The sequence below is a fragment of the Gemmobacter sp. 24YEA27 genome (assembly GCF_030052995.1).
GTDB lineage: Bacteria > Pseudomonadota > Alphaproteobacteria > Rhodobacterales > Rhodobacteraceae > Pseudogemmobacter.
This window is the reverse complement of record NZ_JASJPW010000001.1, coordinates 742,651-760,459: the sequence shown is the minus strand read 5'-3', so window position 1 is coordinate 760,459 and position 17,809 is coordinate 742,651. Positions and strand designations below refer to the sequence as shown.

Here is a 17,809-nt window from a genome sequence, read left to right as displayed (position 1 = left end):
GGGGAAAGAAGGGCCCGCCAGAACCGTCCGGCGGACCCGGGCGCAGGGATTACTGCGCGATCAGCGGGCAGCCACCCTCGGCCAGCGCCGGAAAGCGGTCTCACCAGGCATGACTTCGATGATCTTGTAATAGTCGTAAGGCGCGGTCGATTCCGCCGGGGTCTTCACTTCGACAAGCAGCATATCATGCAGCACACGGCCATCTTCTCGCAGCGAGGTCTTGCCGAACAGCGGATCCTCAAACTCGCCCCGCTCGCGCATCGCGCGCACCACAGCCGCGCCATCTTCGGGCGAGCCGACCACGGCGACCGCCTCAAGATAGGCGAGCGTCGCCGAATAGGCGCCGGCCTGGTTCATCGTCGGCTTGCGCCCGTTGTTCAGGTCGGCAAAGCGCTCGCCAAAGGCGCGGGTCTCGTCATTGCGGTCCCAGTAGAAGCCGGTGGTCAGCAAGAGGCCCTGCGCGGTTTCAAGCCCGGTCGAATGGATGTCCGACAGGAACATCAGCATCCCGGCGAATGTCTGGCCACCGCCCACCATGCCGAATTCCGCCGCCTGTTTCAGCGTATTGCTGGCATCACCGCCGGTATTGGCCAGCGCGATCACATCGGCACCGCTGCTTTGCGCCTGCAACAGGTAGGATGTGAAATCCGCCGCATTGGTCGGGTGCCGCACCGTGCCCTTCACCTCGCCACCCGAGGCCAGCACGACCTCTGACGCGTCCCGCTCCAGCGAATGGCCAAGCGCGAAATCGACCGTCAGAAAGTACCAGTTCTTTTTGCCAAGCCCTGTCACCGCCTTGGCCGTGCCATGCGCCAGCGCCCAGGTGTCATAGGTCCAGTGCACCGAATTTGGGCTGCAGGCCTTGCCGGTCAGATCAGAGGTGCCCGACGCCGTCAGCAGCGCCACCTTATTGGCCTCCTGCGCGAGCGGCGCCAGCGCCAGCGAAATTGCACTGGTCGGCAGGTCAACAAGCGCATCGACCCCGTCGGAATCGAACCATTTTCGCGCGATTCCTGCCGAGATGTCGGGCTTGTTCTGCGCATCGGCCGAAACGATACGGATGTCGAATTTCGCAGCCTCGGGGCGTTTTTCAAAGTCTTCTACCGCCATACGGGTGGCGATCACCGCCCCTTCGCCGCCGATATCGGAGAAGATGCCGCTCATATCGGCCAGAACGCCGATCGTCACATCGGTCTTGTCCCCGGCCAGAGCCGCCGCAGGAATCCAGGCCGATGCGAGCAATGCGCACAGACCCCGGGTCAGGTTCGCCTTCATAAGCTCCTCCCAAAGCTTGATGGGTCGCGATTCTGTGCCGGGGAGTTTCGCCCGGCGCCTCGCCAGAAATTCATATACATGTACATTATGTCTCTGTACATGAATTATTTCAGAGCGCGACGAATATCCTGCTATGGCAGTCACGCGAAGGGCAGATTAAGCTTCCAGCTTCCCGTTCAGACGATGATGGGCGCTGGCGTTCACTTGCGGGGAGGGATCATGCTGGTCAAACAAGCGGTAAATGTTCTGGAATTGCTGGAGTTTTTTGCAGAGCGGCGGCGGCCCGCCACCATGGCCGAGATCGCCGCAGAGCTGCAATGGCCGCGTTCCAGCACCTTTAATCTGATCGGGACGCTGGCGGAAAAAGGCTATCTTTTTGAACCAGTCGCGCGCGGAGGCTATTATCCCAGCCCGCGCTGGATGCTGGCGGTCCAGGCTTTCAACGATGCCGCGCCCTTGCCGCAGCGCCTGTTGCAGGCGGTGACCGAAATCCGCGACCAGACCGGCGAGACCACCTGTGTTGCTGCGCCCTCGGGCGTCTGTGCGATCATGCTCCATGTGCTCGAGTCACCGCAGCCGGTGCGCTATTACGCGGCGACCGGCAGCCGGGTGCCGATCCAGGCCAGCTCAGTCGGGCGCGCATTGCTGGCCGGATTTACACCCACCGAGCGCGAGGCGCTTTACCGGCGGATTGCGTTTTCGCCCAGCCCCGCGACCGCGCCGCAAGATGGTGCGGCGGTCGAGGCAGCCCTGAGCGCCGCCACGGCGCGCGGCTATCACCAGAGCGATTCAGAATATGTGCCCGACCTTGCCGGGGTCGCGATGCCGGTCATTCTGGATGACTGGCGGCTTTCACTCGTGGTGGCCGGGCCACGTTCGCGATGTCTGGAACGGCGCGCCGAAATTGCGGAAACAATCCGCGCCGTCCTGCAACGTCACGAGATGTAGCAGGCGGTTCAGAGATCATCGAGGCCTGGCCAGAACGGCCCGGCCTCTTTCGGGCGCGGGCCAAAGATCGCCTGACCAACCCGAACCACATCGGCCCCCTCTTCGATCGCGATTTCGAAATCGCTGGTCATCCCCATGGAAAGACGCGAAATTTCCGGGCGCCTGATCTGGGCCTCATCGCGCAACCGGCGCAAAAGTGCAAAGCAGTGCCTGACGCGCACCGGGTCGGGGCTGAGAATAGCGAGGGTCATAAGCCCCTGCGGCTTCAGGCGTTCAAAACCATCCAGCTGACCGAGAAACTCATGCAGCCTGTCCGGGCTGAGGCCATATTTGCTCTCCTCGCCCGAGGTATTAACCTGGATAAAGACGTCCAGATCGCGGCCTTCGGCCTCCAGTCGCCGGTTCAGCTCTGCTGCAAGGCGCAGGCTGTCCAGCGCATGAAACTCGGAGGCAAACCTCACGAGATACTTCACCTTATTGGTCTGGAGATGGCCGATAATGCTCCAGCGGATCGCCAGATCGGACAAAGCCGCCTGTTTCTCGCGCGCCTCCTGCAGCTTGTTCTCCCCGAAATCGCGGATCCCGGCGGCCCAGGCCAGGCGCAGAATATGCGCGGGCAGGGTTTTGGTGACCGGCAAGAGCCGCACGTCGCGCCTGTCCCGCCCGGAACGCGCGCAGGCGGCCGCGATCCGGGCCTCTGTATCTGCGAGACCTTGCGCAAATCTCTGCTGCGGATCGGGGCCGAAACGGGCAATATCGGCCGCGCTCAGGTCAGAGCCAGGCAGGGGCAGCGGGGCAATGGTCGTGGGCATGGGCATATCTCGCAAACCGGGGGCCGCCCATTCTGGCCCGGAACCGGCGGTGCGGACCCCACCAATTCCGGACAGATCAGCCGACCAATTCAGGCGCCGTCGCGATCACCCGACAGGCCATTCAGAATGGCGGCCAGCCTGCGCACACCGCTTTCCAGCTCCGTGGGGGTGAAGGCGGCAAACCCCAGCAGGAAGCCCGGCCTCGGCCGCGCAGTCGCATGCAGACCGGTCAGGCCTGTGAGGCCAAGCCCCGCCTTGGAGGCAGCGTCGATCACCTGCGCCTCTGACAGCGCACAGGTCAGGAGGCAAGGCATCTGCAACCCGCCTGCTGGTACCCTGGCCTCGACGAGGCCCGCCAGATGTGTCTCGACCAGCCGCGCCAGGATTCGCAGCCTTTCCGCATAGATTGCGCGCATCAGCCGGATATGCGCGCCGAAATGACCGCCCTGCATGAACCGCGCCAGCACCAGCTGCGGGATCGAGGCGGGGTGACCATCCTGCTGCGTCCGCGCCAGCGTGAAGGGCTGCACCAGATCGGGCGGCAGGATCAGATAGCCAAGCCGCAGCCCGGGAAACAGCGATTTGGTGAAAGTGCCGATATAGATCGTGCGCCCATGCGGATCGAGCCCCTGCACGCAGGCCGTCGGCCGGCCTGTGTAGTGGAATTCGCTGTCATAATCATCTTCGATAATCCAGCCGCGATGCTCGGCGGCCCAGCCGATCAGCGCAAGCCGGCGCTCCAGCGACAGGGTCGCGCCGGTCGGAAACTGGTGCGAAGGGGTCAATGACACCGCCCGCGCCCGGTCCGGCGCATCAAGCATGCGGTCGACAAGGATCCCCTGATCATCAAGCGGCACCGGCACCGGCACGGCCCCCGCCGCCGCAAAAGCCTGCCGCGCGCCGTGATAGCCGGGGTCTTCGACGAAAATCCGGTCGCCCGGATCAAGCAGCAGATTGGCCGTCAGTGCCATCGCCTGTTGCGAGCTGGTAAGGATCAGCACCCGATCCGCCGTTGCCCGCGCCCCGCGTTCCAGATTGACATGGTCGGCAATCGCCTGACGCAGCGGCTCTGCCCCCTGTGGGTCGGTCATGATCAGGGCGCTGGAGCCATGATCGCGCAGCACCTGGCGCTCCAGCCGTTCCCAGATCCGGATCGGAAAATTGCGCGTCTCGGGCAAGCCCTGCTGAAAAATCCGCCCCGGCGGGCCGGTATGGGTTCCGCCATTGGCCACAATCGCGGCGCCCCTTGCACTGAGCCCGCCCCGCGCAGTGACCTCGCCCGAAGCCGGCGCCCCCTGGCCTGTGACGCGGCGCGAGGCCGGACGCAGATCGCGGATCGCCGCCACGAAACTGCCGCTGCCGACGCGGCGGCGGATGAAACCTTCGGCATGGAGCTGGTTGTAAGCGGCCTCGACCGTGTCGCGGGACACCCCGAGCGACGCTGCCAGCCCCCGCGTCGCCGGCAGCGGTTTTTCTGCCGCCAGCGCCCCATCGAGGATCAGCTGACGGATCGCCCGCTGGATCCGGCCATGCAGTGGCAAACCGGCCTGATCAGGATGAAGGAGCCAGGCCTTGACGGTTTCAAGCTGGGAATGGCGGAACAATTGGTCTGCTCCTCTGGCGCATCCTGTAACCGGTATCCTGCCAGAAATGCCGCCTGATTGCGAGGCCGGGATGCCGGGATGCACCGCCCCTTGGTCAAATTGGTCTGAATTAAGTGAAAAAATTGGCAGGAACTGTCCGGCCATTTTCCGGATAGGCCCTGAGGCAATTGACCGTCATCCGGAAGTTTCACATGTCTGCGCCCTCCCCTGCCCCCACAGCCAGAATCAGCGCCCGGGATCTTCTGCATCCGGTCAACGCCGGGCTGATCTCGGTCATTGTCAATTATGGCGGCACCTTTATCCTGGTGTTCCAGGCGGCGCGCATGGCCGGGCTCGACCTCGCACAGACCGCTTCCTGGGTCTGGTCGGTTTCGGTGGGGGTGGGCCTGACCGGCCTCGTCCTCAGCTGGCGCTACCGCGCGCCCGTCATAACCGCCTGGTCAACACCCGGAGCCGCCTTCCTCGTCACCGCATTGGCAGGTGTCAGCTATCCCGAAGCCATCGGCGCCTATATGCTCTCGGCCCTCGGCTTCGTGATCCTGGGCGTCTCGGGTTGTTTCGACCGCCTGATCCGCCTGATCCCCCCTGCCATCGCCGCAGCCTTGCTGGCCGGGATCCTGCTGCAATTCGGGATTGATGCTTTCGGAGGTGCCAGCGCCGACCCGGCCCTGGTGGGCGTGCTGGTTGGCAGCTATCTGATCCTCAAACGCTTTACCGCGCGCTATGCGATTGTGGGGATCCTCACCATCGGCCTCGCCTGGCTGTTGCTGCGTGGCGAGGTCGGGTTCTCCGGCCTGCGATTCGAGCTGGCCATGCCGCTTTTCACCGCCCCCGTCTTTACACTGAACGCGGCGCTCAGTATCGCGCTGCCTTTGTTCCTGATCACGCTGACCGGGCAATATATGCCGGGGATGCTGGTCCTCAGAAATGATGGCTATACGACCAGCGCCAACCCGATTGTGACCACGACCGGCCTTGGCTCGCTGGTGATGGCGCCCTTCGGCTCGCATGCCTTCAATGTCGCGGCTATCACGGCGGCCATCGTGACCGGGCCAGAGGCACATGTGGATCCTTCAAAGCGCTGGATCGGCGGTATCGCAGCCGGGCTGTTCTACACGCTGACAGGCGTTTTCGGCCTGGCGCTGGTGGGGGTGTTCATGGCTCTTCCGGCGGCTTTCATCACCACGCTCGCAGGGCTTGCGCTTCTCGGCACCATCGGCAGCAGTCTTGCCACCGCGATGGCAGAGCCGAGGCTTCGCGAAGTGGCGCTGATCACCTTTCTCGCCTCAGCCGCAAATATCCGGATGCTGGGGATCGGCGGCTCGTTCTGGGGCCTGGTGATCGGGCTGATCGCCTGGGCGGTGCTGACGAGGCGGGACCGGAAGCCCGGATGATCTGATACCCCGTCATCCGGGCGGCAACCGCCCCTCAGGTGGCCCGACGCAGGATTTCATCCGGCGTGATCGCCTGATCCGGCACCTCTTCGGCCTTGTCAGGCAGCACAGGCGCGCTGGTCTCGATCACCTCGGCCTCTTCGGGGTCCGGCAGACTGACAAATTCCGGCACCGGCGCCGGGCGTGTCGCCGCGAATAAAAGCGGCGCGAGGCCGGCACTGGTCGCAGGGCGGCTGCCCTGGATGCCATCGGGTTCGCGCCAGGACAGGGTGTCGAAACCGCTGCACGACGCACAGATCGGCACCCATTGCGCATGAACCGTGCCGCATTTGTCGCAGACCCATTCCGGCCCGCGCGACGCCGCAAGGGCGCGGGCAAGCACCCCGCGCACCTCTTCATCCGGGGCCCCCATGCCGCGTTCGGCCGCCGCCAGGATCGCAAGCGAGCGCTGCGTCGGGTGATCCACCGGGATGGCTGCAAGCGCCGCTTTCGCGCCCCGGAAATCCTCGGCGGCCAGCAAAAGCTCTGCCTCGGTCAGCCGGCTTTCCTCGTGATCGGGGCGCGATGCCAGAAAAGCGCGGAAACGTTTCAGCCGCTGCTCCGCCGTCTCGGAGGGCTCAATGGCCGCGAAAGCCGCCGCCAGATCGGGATGAGGCTGTGCCTCCCAGGCCTTTTTCAGAACCCGGGTCGCGCTTTTGCTGTCGCCCTTCGCCACCAGCGCCCGCGCCGCGATCACCGCCGCCGGGATCAGGTCGGGCGAGAGCTTGTTGGCCTCGATCGCCGCCTCGCGCGCCTCGATCGTCGACCCCTCATCCAGCACCGTTTTCGCCTCTTGCAGCGCCAGCAGCGCATCGCGACGCCGATAGACCGAGCGCGGCAATTCTCCCGAGCGCAGCTTTTGCGACAGCGTCCCGCGCGCGCCGGCCCAGTCGCCCCCTTCTGCCTGAAGTTTCAGCAAAACGTCCTGGGTCTCGGAATGTTTCGGCTTCAGGGCCAGCGCCTGTTCCGCAAGTTTCAGCGCGGTCGCGGTATCGCCTGATGCCAGCTTCTGCCGCATCAGCCCGCGCACCGCGACAAACCGCGTCTGTTCATCGCCCAATAGCGCCTTCCAGGCCTCGGTCGCGGCGCGGCCATCCCCGGCGGCCTCGGCAGCCTGGGCGGTCAGAAGCCGCGTGAGTTCCGGCTTTTGCAGCAGGCGTTCGGCTGTACGGGCACGAGCCAGCGCGGTATTCGGCTCGCCCGAGGCCAGGGCGATCAGCCCGTCTGACAACGCGGCATAGCCGCGACGCTCGCGGTTGCGGTCGAAGTAGCGGCTGATCGCGGTCTCGTCGCCGTTGAGAAACCGCAGCACGGCGAACAAAAGCCCGACCAGTTTCAGCCCGAGCCAGACCAGCACCACCGCCAGCAAAAGCACAACCAGCGCTGCGAGCGGGTTCAGCGTGAACTCCTGATCAAAAGCCCAGAGCCGCACCGTCCCGCCCTGTTCGGACATGCCGCCGGCGACCACCGCCAGCAGGGTCACCAGACCAAGAAACACCGCAATTTTGACCAGCGACCAGAGCATGATGCCCTCCTTACGGCTTCAGCGCGGCAAGCGCCGCTTCGGCATCAATGCGCGCCTGGGCCTGCAAAACCCAAGGCTCCATCGCCGCCTGCCCCTCGGGGGAAGGCCCTTCAACTCCGTCAGCGCCGCCGGCAGATCTCCGGCGCCAACCGCCGCCTCGGCGCGCGACAGCACCGCATCGGGATCGGTTCCCTGCTGCGGCGTCAGCGAGCGCTGACCGGTGGTGACGCGCAAAAGCGAAAGCGCGCGGTCGCCGAAACCACCCGCCTCATCGGCACGCAGCGAAATATCCAGCGCTTCGCGCGCCGCCTCGGGGAAACTCGCGGCAAGCTGTTGCACGCCCGGCAGGCCCTCCGCCGCATGGGCGCCAAGCGCCTCGGGCACCGCTGTCACGCCAAGCGCGGTCAGCGCATCGGCATAGGGCTGGCCGTTTTTCACCGCCTCATTCAGCGTGATCCAGGCCGCATCCCGCAGCGCCGCCTGGCGCGTGGCCTCCGCTGCGCGCTCGGCCTCGGCCGCGACCTCGCTGGCGCGGGCATCCAGTTCGGCGGTGATCTGCTGGCGCAGGGCATCGGCATCCATCTGACCGCCGGGCTGACTGGCAGGCGCATTTTTCAGCGCATCAACCTCGGCTTTCAGCGCCGCAAAGGCAGCGGGCGGGATGGTGCCGTCGGGCAAGGCCTCGGCCTGAGCCCGCACCTGCGCGTCAAGCCCGTCAATCCGCCCGGCCAGCGCGGAAACCTGTTCGCCAACCGCCCGGGCCGCGCTGTCGGCCGCCGCAGCGGCATCGCTTGCACCTTTGCTGGCGCTGGCAGCGGTCTGCCCCTCTTCGGTCAGTCGCGTCCCGAGCTGCGCAATCTCGTCCCTGATCCATTCGGCATCGAGATCGGCCCTGAGGCCAAAAACGTTGAAATGCGACAGGCCAAACCCCAGGGCCGCGGCGACAACGCCACCCAGAAAAGGCGCAACAAAACCGCCCCTGCGTGGCGGCGGCGCGCGATACATGCCCGCAGTCGCGGGATCAACGGGCTGAGGTTCCACTTCGGTTGCAACTGCCGCGACCGCATCTGCCGGCGCCGCGTCCTTCGCATCTGGCGAAATGGCTGCGGTGGCCTCGCCCGTCACCCGAGCCGGATCTTCTTCCACTGCCATTCAGGGTCACTCCGTCAGACGCATTCCGATATGCCTGCAAGGTAAGCCCCAGGGCCCGCCCTGTTCAACCCGCAGTCAACCCGCGAGCGGCGGAAAGCAGCGGGCAATCGCCGCAATCATCGACGGCCCGTCCGGTCGCACTGCCACCAGCGCCAGATCGGCCAGCGCCTCTGGCAGAATCAGCCGCGCATTCTCGCTGATGACCACTGGCTGCAGATGCGACAAGGGAAGGCCTTCAGCCGCCTCAAGGAAAAGCCGCGCCGAACGCGGTGAAAACAGCGGCAAGATCAGAGGCTCGCCCGACGCAATCGCGGCCCGTGCGCGGGCGGTCAGCGGACAGGCGCGCTGGCGATACACCACCAGCGAGGTGACCTTGCGCCCGAATGGCACAAGGGCTGCCCCAAGATCGGCCGCCCGGTCCTCACCATGCAGGTATAAAAGCCGGTCCTCCTGCCGCGAGAGGATCAGCCGGACAAGATCCCCGGCATCTCCACCCGCCGAAACAGTCTCTAAGCCTGCGTTTTTTGCCACTTCCGCCGTGCGATCCCCGACGCAGATGGCACAGGGCGGCAACTGCGCACCCTCTGCCTGCAAACGTATAGCCGCAATCGCGCCAGCCTCTGATGTCAGGACCAGCGCCTGGAAATCCCCGTCCTGAAAGGCCGGCGCAAGAAACTCCGGCAGCATCAGAGGCGAGGCCACCACAAGCGCCCGTTCCCCGAAGCTGGCCACAAGTTCGGCGGTGAAGCGGCTGGCCTGAGGCTCCGGACGGGTGTTGAGGATGATCTGGGTCGGCATGCGCCGGGGCCCCTCCGCGCTGGCTGGATTGTCTTCCGGCATTGTCTGATGCCGGGGCGGATGCTACCTGCAGGAAGGGTCGCGCCACAAGCCGCGCCGCCCGGGAATGCCAGGCGCCATGACGGAAACGACGATCTTTCTCGGGATTGAATCAAGCTGCGATGATACGGCGGCTGCGGTCGTGCGTCGCCATGCCACAGGCGAGGCCGAAATCCTGTCTTCGGTGGTCGAGGGTCAGGCAACATTGCATGCGCCCTTTGGCGGCGTGGTTCCTGAAATCGCCGCCCGTGCCCATGCTGAACGGCTGGACTACGCGGTTGAGGCCGCCTTGCGCGAGGCGGGCCTCGGGCTGCGTGACCTTGACGGAATCGCGGTCACGGCGGGGCCCGGCCTGATTGGCGGGCTTTTATCGGGGCTGATGCTGGCAAAGGGCCTCGCTGCGGCAACCGGCCTGCCTCTGGTCGCAGTGAACCACCTCGCCGGCCATGCGCTGACGCCACGGCTGACCGATGGCATCGCCAATCCCTATCTCATGCTGCTCGTCTCGGGCGGGCATTGCCAGTTCCTTGCGGTCGAAGGGCCGGAAGATTTCCGCCGCCTTGGCTCCACCATTGATGATGCCCCAGGCGAAGCCTTTGACAAGATCGCGAAACTCCTCGGCCTGCCGCAGCCAGGCGGGCCGCATGTTGAACGCGAAGCCGCCCTGGGCAATGCGAAACGGTTCCGTTTTCCGCGCCCTCTGCTGGATCGGCCGGGCTGCGATCTGTCTTTCTCGGGGCTGAAAACCGCTGTGCTGCGCGCACGCGATGCGATCATCGCAGAGAAAGGCGGGCTGATGCTGCAAGATCGCCGCGATCTTTGCGCCGGGTTTCAGGAGGCCGTGGCCTCGGTTCTGGCCGAAAAGACCCGCCGCGCGCTGGAGCTTTTTCCCGCACCGGTGCTGGCCGTGGCGGGCGGCGTTGCGGCAAATCAGGCCATTCGGGCAAGGTTAGAGACTGTTTGTGATGCCGCCGGCGCGCGTTTCCTGGCGCCTCCTTTGCGGCTTTGTACCGATAATGGCGCGATGATCGCCTGGGCCGGGATCGAGCGTTTCCTCTATGGCGCGGAAGACAGATCGGCCCTCGTCGCCCGCTCGCGCTGGCCGCTGGATGAAAGCGCGGCGCCGATGCTGGGATCCGGGAAACGGGGGGCGAAGGCATGATCGGAATCGCAGGCGCCGGGGCTTTCGGAGTGGCCCTTGCGGTCACGCTCGCCAAAGACGGGCGCGAGGTGCGGCTCTGGGCCCGCGATGCCGGGGCCCGCGCGCGGATGCGCGCGCGGCGCGAGGCGGATAAACTTCCGGGGATCGCGCTGCCGCAAGGCATCCTAATCCAGGACGGGCTGGCGGATCTGGCAAGATGCGAGGCGGTTCTTCTGGCCATGCCGATGCAGGCGATGCGCGGTTTCCTTGCCGAGGCGCCGGATCTTCTGAACACCGACCTCGTCGCCTGTTCCAAAGGTATTGACCTGACCACACTGCAAGGCCCTGCAGAAGTGATGGCGGCGGCGGGGGCGAGCAGGGCGAAAGCCGTGCTGACCGGCCCGAGCTTTGCCGCTGATATCGCGCGGGGCCTGCCGACGGCACTGACCCTTGCCTGCGATTGCCCGCGCGCCGAGGCTTTGCAATATCTGCTGTCGACCCAGACCTTGCGGCTTTATCGCAGCGATGATGTGACCGGCGCGCAGCTGGGCGGCGCGCTGAAAAACGTGATCGCGATTGCCGCCGGCGTGGTAATCGGCGCGGGTTTTGGCGATTCCGCCCGTGCCGCGCTGATCACCCGGGGCTATGCCGAGATGAGCCGGCTTGCGGTCGCCCTTGGCGCGCGCGCCGAGACGCTGGCCGGCCTCTCGGGTCTGGGCGATCTGATCCTGACCTGCACCTCGGAACAGTCGCGGAATTTCTCGCATGGGCTGGCGCTTGGTCAGGGCCGCGAGGCGGCGAAGGCCACCGTCGAGGGGGTTGCGACCGCTCAGGCGGCCACGCGGCTCGCAGGTGAAAAGAAGATCGACATGCCGGTGACCACCATGGTCGCGCGGCTGGTCGCAGGCGAAACCAATCTGGGAGAAGCGGTCAGGGACCTGATGTCGCGCCCGCTGAAACAGGAGTGAGACATGCGCGCAGCCCTGATCTGCATCGATAAGCCGGGCCATCTCGAGACCCGCAAGGCCAATCGTGACGCCCATCTGGCCTATATCGCCGAGACCGGTATCGTCGAGATGGCCGGTCCGTTTCTGGACAGCGATGGCGCGATGATCGGGAGCCTGGTGATCCTGACCGTTGACGGCCTTGACCAGGCCCGCGCCTGGGCTGCGGCAGATCCTTACGCGAAGGCCGGTTTGTTCCAGGATGTGACCATCCGCGAATGGAAAAGGGTGATCGGATGAATTACTGGCTTTTCAAATCCGAACCCGACACCTGGTCCTGGGATGCCCAGGTTGCCAAAGGTGACGTGGGCGAGGAATGGAACGGCGTGCGGAACTATCAGGCGCGCAACAATATGCGGGCAATGAAAATCAGCGATCGCGGCTTTTTCTACCATTCGAATATCGGCAAGGAAGTGGTGGGCATTGTCGAGGTCTGCCGCGAAAGCGCGCCCGACAGCACCACCGAAGATCCCCGCTGGGACTGTGTCTGGATCAGGGCGATCAAACCGCTGAAACGCCATATCACACTGGATGAGGCCAAGGTGACCCCGGGTCTGGAACAGATGATTCTGGTGAACAATACGCGGCTTTCAGTTCAGCCGGTCAGCCCCCAGGAATGGGAAATCATCTGCCTTATGGGTGGGGTTGAGCCGTAAGAGATCCGGAGGGCCCCGCACCCCTGCAGGACCCTCCTTCCACCCCACATGCACCCCGCACGTGTTGAAATTAAGGTCCCGGGCTTCTGCCGCCGACAGGGTTACAGTGACAGAAAAGGGCGCTCCGGACAAATCCGAAGCGCCCTTCATTTATCGCAAATCCAACGGTTCAGTGGGTCACGCGCGGATTGGGCAGGAAGATCGCGACAACGCCGATCAAAGGCAGGAAGGCGCAGATCTTGTAGACGGTGATGATGCCATATTCATCGGCCAGCACGCCAAGCGCCGCCGCCCCGATGGCCGCGATGCCAAAGGCCAGCCCGAACAGAAGACCAGCGACCATGCCGGTGTTTTGCGGCATCAGATCCTGGGCATAGACCACCATTGCCGGGAAAGCCGAGGCCAGCATCAGCCCCGCCACCGAGGCCACGATCACATTCGGGATCAGCGGCAGCCAGGGCAGCACGATGGTCAGCGGCAGAATCCCGAAGATCGACCAGAGAATCACCTTCCGCCGCCCGATCTTGTCGCCGATCGGGCCACCGATGATCGTCCCTGCCGCCACGGCAGAGAGGAAGATGAAGAGGCAGACCTGGGCCTGTTCAGCCGGAATGGCAAACTGCTTCATCAGGTAGAAGGTGTAGTAGCTGGAGAAACTGACCGAATAGATGAATTTCGACATCATCAGCAGGATCAGCAGGAACATGCCGCGACGCACCACCTCGGGCGGCAGCGGCACCACGGTCTTCAGCCGCGTCTTGCGCGCAACCAGCCGGCCGGCGCCCACCTGAGTATACCAGCGCCCGACCGCCCCCAGCAGCAGCATACCGGCCAGCGCGACCCCCGCGAAAAGCTGGATCGACAACTGCCCCTGGGCCATGACGACAAAGGCCGCCGCCAGGGGCCCGAGCGCCGTGCCGGCATTTCCGCCGACCTGGAACAGGCTTTGCGCAAAACCGGGCCGCATCCCCGCCGCCAGCCGCGCGATGCGCGAGCTCTCAGGATGAAAGATAGCCGAGCCCAGCCCAACCAGCGCGACCGACCACAGGATCATCGCGAAACTGGTGGCATGGGCGAGCGCGATCAGCCCGACCCCGGTCGAAAGCATCCCGAGCGACAGCGCATAGGGCATCGGCCGCCTGTCGGTGTAATAGCCGACCAGCGGTTGCAAGATCGAACCAACCCCCTGAAAAACAAGGGTAATCAACCCGATCTGGGTAAAGCTCAGCGAGAATTTCTCCTCGAAGAGCGGGAAGGAAGCCGGGATAAGGCTTTGCATCAGGTCATTGAGAAGATGACCCATAGAGACGGCGAGCACGATCGGAACCACCGTGGTTTCCACGGTTGTGCTGCTTTGGACATTGGTGGACATGACGACCTGCGCGAAAACAGAAAGCCGCGTCACCATGACGCGGCTTTAAGAGAATGACAATCTGTCGGATTGATCCGGTTACAATCCGGATCGGATCCGAACCGGCGTGATCAGGCGTAAGCGCTATCTTTGCCGAAATGTTTAACAAGCAGATAATAGAACACGGCGCGGTATTTGTTGCGCTCGGATTTACCATAGGTCTCGATCGCGGCATTGATGCCTTCATCCAGCGCCGCGCTGTCGGCAAGGCCCAGCTTCTTGATCAGGAAGCTGGCTTTCACCCGGGCCAGTTCTTCCGGGTCCGAGGCCGCAACGGTCGAGGAATCCGCGTTGTAGATCGTCGGACCGCAGCCGATGGTGACCCTGGTAAGAAGGTCCAGATCCGGCGTCACGCCGCATTTGTTCTTCAGATCGTCGGCATATTTGGCGATCAGTTCGTCCCGCTTGCCCATAGCTGTCCTCGCTATTTTCCCAGAAACCCCCCCGAAATGCGGGGTCGCGGCCGAGTTTATGCGGTCAGCCTCAAACGGCAATGGGAAAAAATGACGCCCCGCCTCAGAAAGAGACGGGGCGCGCGCGCATGTCACAAGGTGTGAGCGATCAGTAGCGGTAGTGTTCTGCCTTGTAGGGCCCGTCGACATTCACGCCGATATAGGCGGCCTGGTCGGGCTTCAGCTCGGTCAGTTTGACGCCGATTTTCTTCAGATGCAGACGGGCCACTTTCTCATCCAGCGCTTTCGGCAGGATATAGACGCCGGGCTGATACTCTTCGCCCTTGGTCCACAGCTCGATCTGCGCCAGCGTCTGGTTGGTGAAGGAAGCCGACATCACGAAGGACGGGTGACCGGTCGCATTGCCGAGGTTCAGGAGACGGCCTTCCGACAGGAGGATGATCCGGGCGCCCGAGGGCATCTCGATCATGTCCACCTGGTCCTTGATATTGGTCCATTTGTGGTTTTTCAGCGCGGCAACCTGAATCTCATTGTCGAAATGGCCGATATTGCCGACAATCGCCATGTCTTTCATGGCGTGCATGTGTTCCAGCCGGATCACGTCCTTGTTGCCGGTGGTGGTGATGAAGATGTCGGCGCTTGCCACCACATCTTCCAGAAGCACCACTTCGAACCCGTCCATTGCCGCCTGAAGCGCACAGATCGGATCGACCTCGGTAACCTTCACCCGCGCGCCCGCGCCCAGCAGCGAAGCGGCCGAGCCTTTGCCCACATCGCCATAGCCGCACACGACCGCAACCTTGCCGGCCATCATCGTGTCGGTGGCGCGGCGGATGCCATCAACCAGCGATTCCTTGCAGCCATATTTGTTGTCGAACTTGGACTTGGTGACCGAGTCGTTGACGTTGATCGCCGGGAAGGGCAGCTGGCCCTTCTTGTGCAGATCATAGAGGCGGTGGACGCCGGTGGTGGTCTCTTCCGAAACACCCTTGATCGCGGCCCTGGTTTTCGCGAACCAGCCGGGGCTTGCCTTCATCCGCTTCTGGATCTGCAGCTTGATGACTTCTTCTTCCTCGGATTGCGGCACCGCGAGCACATCCTCGCCCGCTTCCATCCGCGCGCCGACAAGGACATAGAGCGTAGCATCGCCACCATCGTCGAGGATCATATTCGCGCCCTCTGCAAACATGAACGAGCGGTCCAGGTAATCCCAATGCTCGGTCAGGGTCTGGCCCTTGACGGCAAACACCGGAACGCCTGCGGCAGCGATCGCGGCGGCGGCGTGATCCTGGGTCGAGAAGATGTTGCACGAAGCCCAACGCACATCGGCACCGAGGGCCGTCAGCGTTTCGATCAGCACCGCCGTCTGGATGGTCATGTGCAGCGAGCCGACGATGCGCGCGCCTTTCAGCGGCTGCGACGGGCCGAATTCCTCACGGCAGGACATCAGGCCCGGCATTTCTGTCTCTGCGATAACCAGTTCCTTGCGACCGAAATCCGCGAGGCCGATATCCTTGACGATATAATCCGTTGCCATACTTCTCTCCTGAACCTGACCGCTGAACCTTCTCGGCGCCCCCTTACCATCGGCAATGGAAACGGGCAATAAGATGGTTCCGGCACGACCCGGGACCAGCCGGAATGCCCGTTTCCGGATCGGTTTCCGCCGTGCCCCGACAGAATTCCGGGCAGGGCCCGGGCGGGAGGCCGTGAATGGCAGCGAAACAGGCACGTGCCTGGCAAAGAATGCTCTCGGGGCGCCGGCTCGACCTGCTGGACCCGACTCCGATGGATATCGAGATTGCCGATATCGCCCATGGCCTTGCCTTTGTGGCGCGCTGGAACGGGCAGACGCGCGGCGACTGGCCCTATTCGGTCGCCGAACATTCACTGCTGGTCGAGGCGATCTTTTCACGCGCCAATCCCGGCATCGCGCCGCGCTGGCAGCTGGCGGCGCTGCTGCATGACGCGCCTGAATATGTGATCGGTGACATGATCAGCCCGGTGAAGGCGGCCGTCGGGCCGGGTTATGGCGAGCTCGACACAAGGCTGACAGCGGCGGTCCATCTGAAATTCGGCCTGCCTTCGATGCTGCCGGCGGCAATCAAGAAACAGATCAAGCTGGCCGACAATGTTTCGGCCTGGCTGGAAGCGGTGCAGATCGCGGGCTTTTCCGAGACCGAGGCCAACCGGTTCTTCGGCCGCCCCGATCCGGCGCTGGCGCGCGGCCTTGAAATCGTCCTGCGCCCGCCCGCCGAAGTCCGGCGTGACTTCGTCAGCCGCCATGACGCGCTTTTGAAACTGGCAGGTCAGTGAGATCCCGCCGGGCAAGAAGACGATCAGATAAGGAACTCGGCCAGAGCCTCATCATCGGTGATGTCGCGATAGGCAAAGCCGGCCGCATCCATTCGCGCCGTGAACGCATCGAAATCGCCATGCACTTTGGTTTCGATCCCGATCAGGATCGAGCCGAAATTCCGCGCCGATTTCTTCATATATTCAAACCGGGTCACGTCATCATCCGGGCCCAGCATCGACAGAAACTCGCGCAAGGCGCCAGGGCGCTGCGGCATTCTCAGGATGAAATACTTCTTCAGCCCGGCATAGCGCTGCGCGCGTTCCTTGACCTCCGGCAGACGCTCAAAGTCGAAATTGCTGCCCGAAGTGACACAGACCACCGTCTTGCCACGGATCTGACCGGCAAGTTCCGGCAGCACATCGATCGAAAGCGCCCCGGCGGGTTCCAGAACGATCCCCTCGACATTCAGCATCTCGAGCATGGTGATACAGACCCGGTCTTCGGGCGCCAGCAGCACCTGATCGGGTCTGACATGGTTCAGCCGCTCCCAGGTCATCTGACCCAGTCTCGCCACCGCCGCCCCATCAACAAAGCTGTTCACCTTTGCGAGCTTTTGCGGTCCGCCAAGGCGCACCGCCTCGGCCAGACAGGCGCCGCCCATGGGTTCGACATAGCGGAAATCGGTCTGCGGCGAGACCGCATGCAGATAGGTCGTCACACCCGCGGCGAGCCCGCCGCCACCGACCGGCACAACGACAAGGTCCGGCATCCGGCCCAGCTGTTCCAGCATCTCGACGCCCACACTGGCCTGGCCCTCGATCACATCCGGATCGTCGAAAGGCGCCAGAAAATGAGCGCCGCGCTCAAGGCAAAAGGCCTGCGCCGCCGCGAGCGTCTGATCGAAATAGTCGCCGGTCAGCACGATCTCGACATTCGGCCCGCCAAAGATCCGCGTCTTGTCGATCTTTTGCTGCGGTGTCGTCACCGGCATGAAAATGATACCGTTCACCCCGAAATGCCGGCAGGCAAAGGCCATGCCCTGGGCATGATTGCCGGCACTCGCGCAGACGAAACTCATCTGATCCGGCTGCGCCACCCGCATCTTGCGCATCGCATTGAAGGCGCCCCGCAGCTTGTAGCTGCGCACCGGCGTCAGATCCTCGCGTTTCAGCCAGATATCGGCCTCATAACGCGACGAGAGATGCTCGTTGCGCTGAAGCGGCGTTTCGGGGAACAGCTGGCGCAACTCACGCGTGGCGGCTCTTGCGGCTTGGGCAAAATCGGTCATGGCAGAGCCAT

17 protein-coding genes are annotated in these 17,809 nt (G+C 64.0%); 7 read left to right on the top strand and 10 right to left on the bottom strand.

The annotated features are described in order from the left end of the window. Positions 1–60 precede the first annotated feature (60 nt). Complete coding sequence (locus QNO18_RS03790; protein ID WP_283176597.1) at positions 61–1,275, bottom strand: ABC transporter substrate-binding protein; 1,215 nt, start codon at positions 1,273–1,275, stop codon at positions 61–63. A 219-nt stretch (positions 1,276–1,494) separates the two neighbouring features. On the opposite strand from QNO18_RS03790, the gene QNO18_RS03785 reads away from it, so the two are divergent. After that, on the top strand, positions 1,495–2,223 hold the full coding sequence (locus QNO18_RS03785) for a helix-turn-helix domain-containing protein (protein ID WP_283176596.1): 729 nt from the start codon (positions 1,495–1,497) through the stop codon (positions 2,221–2,223). 8 nt (positions 2,224–2,231) lie between these two features. On the opposite strand, the gene QNO18_RS03780 is transcribed toward QNO18_RS03785, so the two are convergent. After that, positions 2,232–3,035: a YggS family pyridoxal phosphate-dependent enzyme gene (locus QNO18_RS03780; RefSeq protein WP_283176595.1), complete on the bottom strand. Its 804-nt coding sequence runs from the start codon at positions 3,033–3,035 to the stop codon at positions 2,232–2,234. An 89-nt stretch (positions 3,036–3,124) separates the two neighbouring features. Continuing rightward, a complete protein-coding gene (locus QNO18_RS03775) occupies positions 3,125–4,639 on the bottom strand; it encodes a PLP-dependent aminotransferase family protein (protein ID WP_283176594.1) in 1,515 nt (504 codons plus the stop codon). 191 nt (positions 4,640–4,830) lie between these two features. Here QNO18_RS03775 and QNO18_RS03770 point away from each other — a divergent pair, with 191 nt between their 5' ends. Next, complete coding sequence (locus tag QNO18_RS03770) at positions 4,831–6,033, top strand: benzoate/H(+) symporter BenE family transporter (protein ID WP_283176593.1); 1,203 nt, start codon at positions 4,831–4,833, stop codon at positions 6,031–6,033. A 34-nt stretch (positions 6,034–6,067) separates the two neighbouring features. Here the strand turns inward: QNO18_RS03770 and QNO18_RS03765 are convergent, their stop codons facing one another. From QNO18_RS03765 to QNO18_RS03755, 3 genes are all read right to left on the bottom strand, one after another. Beyond that, positions 6,068–7,597, bottom strand: a complete 1,530-nt coding sequence (locus tag QNO18_RS03765) for a heme biosynthesis HemY N-terminal domain-containing protein (RefSeq protein ID WP_283176592.1) — start codon at positions 7,595–7,597, stop codon at positions 6,068–6,070. 18 nt (positions 7,598–7,615) lie between these two features. Next, positions 7,616–8,749 (bottom strand): hypothetical protein, encoded by a 1,134-nt coding sequence (locus tag QNO18_RS03760; protein ID WP_283176591.1) that lies wholly within the window; start codon positions 8,747–8,749, stop codon positions 7,616–7,618. 75 nt (positions 8,750–8,824) lie between these two features. Next, positions 8,825–9,547, bottom strand: coding sequence for a uroporphyrinogen-III synthase (locus QNO18_RS03755; RefSeq protein ID WP_283176590.1), 723 nt, complete (start codon positions 9,545–9,547; stop codon positions 8,825–8,827). A 118-nt stretch (positions 9,548–9,665) separates the two neighbouring features. Between QNO18_RS03755 and tsaD the strand changes: the two genes are divergently transcribed. Genes tsaD through QNO18_RS03735 form a run of 4 tightly spaced genes read left to right on the top strand, consistent with a single transcriptional unit; the run spans position 9,666 to position 12,387 of the window. Continuing rightward, positions 9,666–10,748: a tRNA (adenosine(37)-N6)-threonylcarbamoyltransferase complex transferase subunit TsaD gene (tsaD, locus tag QNO18_RS03750; RefSeq protein ID WP_283176589.1), complete on the top strand. Its 1,083-nt coding sequence runs from the start codon at positions 9,666–9,668 to the stop codon at positions 10,746–10,748. Then, a complete protein-coding gene (locus QNO18_RS03745) occupies positions 10,745–11,695 on the top strand; it encodes an NAD(P)H-dependent glycerol-3-phosphate dehydrogenase (protein ID WP_283176588.1) in 951 nt (316 codons plus the stop codon). Before tsaD ends, QNO18_RS03745 begins: the two co-directional genes overlap by 4 nt. A 3-nt stretch (positions 11,696–11,698) precedes the next feature. Continuing rightward, on the top strand, positions 11,699–11,971 hold the full coding sequence (locus QNO18_RS03740; protein WP_283176587.1) for a YciI family protein: 273 nt from the start codon (positions 11,699–11,701) through the stop codon (positions 11,969–11,971). Then, complete coding sequence (locus QNO18_RS03735) at positions 11,968–12,387, top strand: EVE domain-containing protein (RefSeq protein ID WP_283176586.1); 420 nt, start codon at positions 11,968–11,970, stop codon at positions 12,385–12,387. Before QNO18_RS03740 ends, QNO18_RS03735 begins: the two co-directional genes overlap by 4 nt. Positions 12,388–12,556: 169 nt before the next feature. Here QNO18_RS03735 and QNO18_RS03730 read toward each other — a convergent pair whose 3' ends face one another. From QNO18_RS03730 to ahcY, 3 genes are all read right to left on the bottom strand, one after another. After that, complete coding sequence (locus QNO18_RS03730; RefSeq protein ID WP_283176585.1) at positions 12,557–13,759, bottom strand: MFS transporter; 1,203 nt, start codon at positions 13,757–13,759, stop codon at positions 12,557–12,559. A gap of 110 nt (positions 13,760–13,869) precedes the next feature. Further along, a complete protein-coding gene (locus QNO18_RS03725; protein WP_283176584.1) occupies positions 13,870–14,211 on the bottom strand; it encodes a DUF2853 family protein in 342 nt (113 codons plus the stop codon). 148 nt (positions 14,212–14,359) lie between these two features. After that, positions 14,360–15,748 carry an adenosylhomocysteinase gene (gene ahcY / locus QNO18_RS03720; protein ID WP_283176583.1) on the bottom strand — a complete coding sequence of 463 codons (1,389 nt, stop codon included), beginning with the start codon at positions 15,746–15,748 and terminating at the stop codon, positions 14,360–14,362. Positions 15,749–15,924: 176 nt separating this feature from the next. Between ahcY and QNO18_RS03715 the strand changes: the two genes are divergently transcribed. Continuing rightward, positions 15,925–16,527 (top strand): HD family hydrolase, encoded by a 603-nt coding sequence (locus QNO18_RS03715; RefSeq protein WP_283176582.1) that lies wholly within the window; start codon positions 15,925–15,927, stop codon positions 16,525–16,527. A 23-nt stretch (positions 16,528–16,550) separates the two neighbouring features. Here the strand turns inward: QNO18_RS03715 and ilvA are convergent, their stop codons facing one another. Further along, positions 16,551–17,798 (bottom strand): threonine ammonia-lyase IlvA, encoded by a 1,248-nt coding sequence (gene ilvA, locus QNO18_RS03710; protein WP_283176581.1) that lies wholly within the window; start codon positions 17,796–17,798, stop codon positions 16,551–16,553. Between the last annotated feature and the right edge of the window lie 11 nt (positions 17,799–17,809).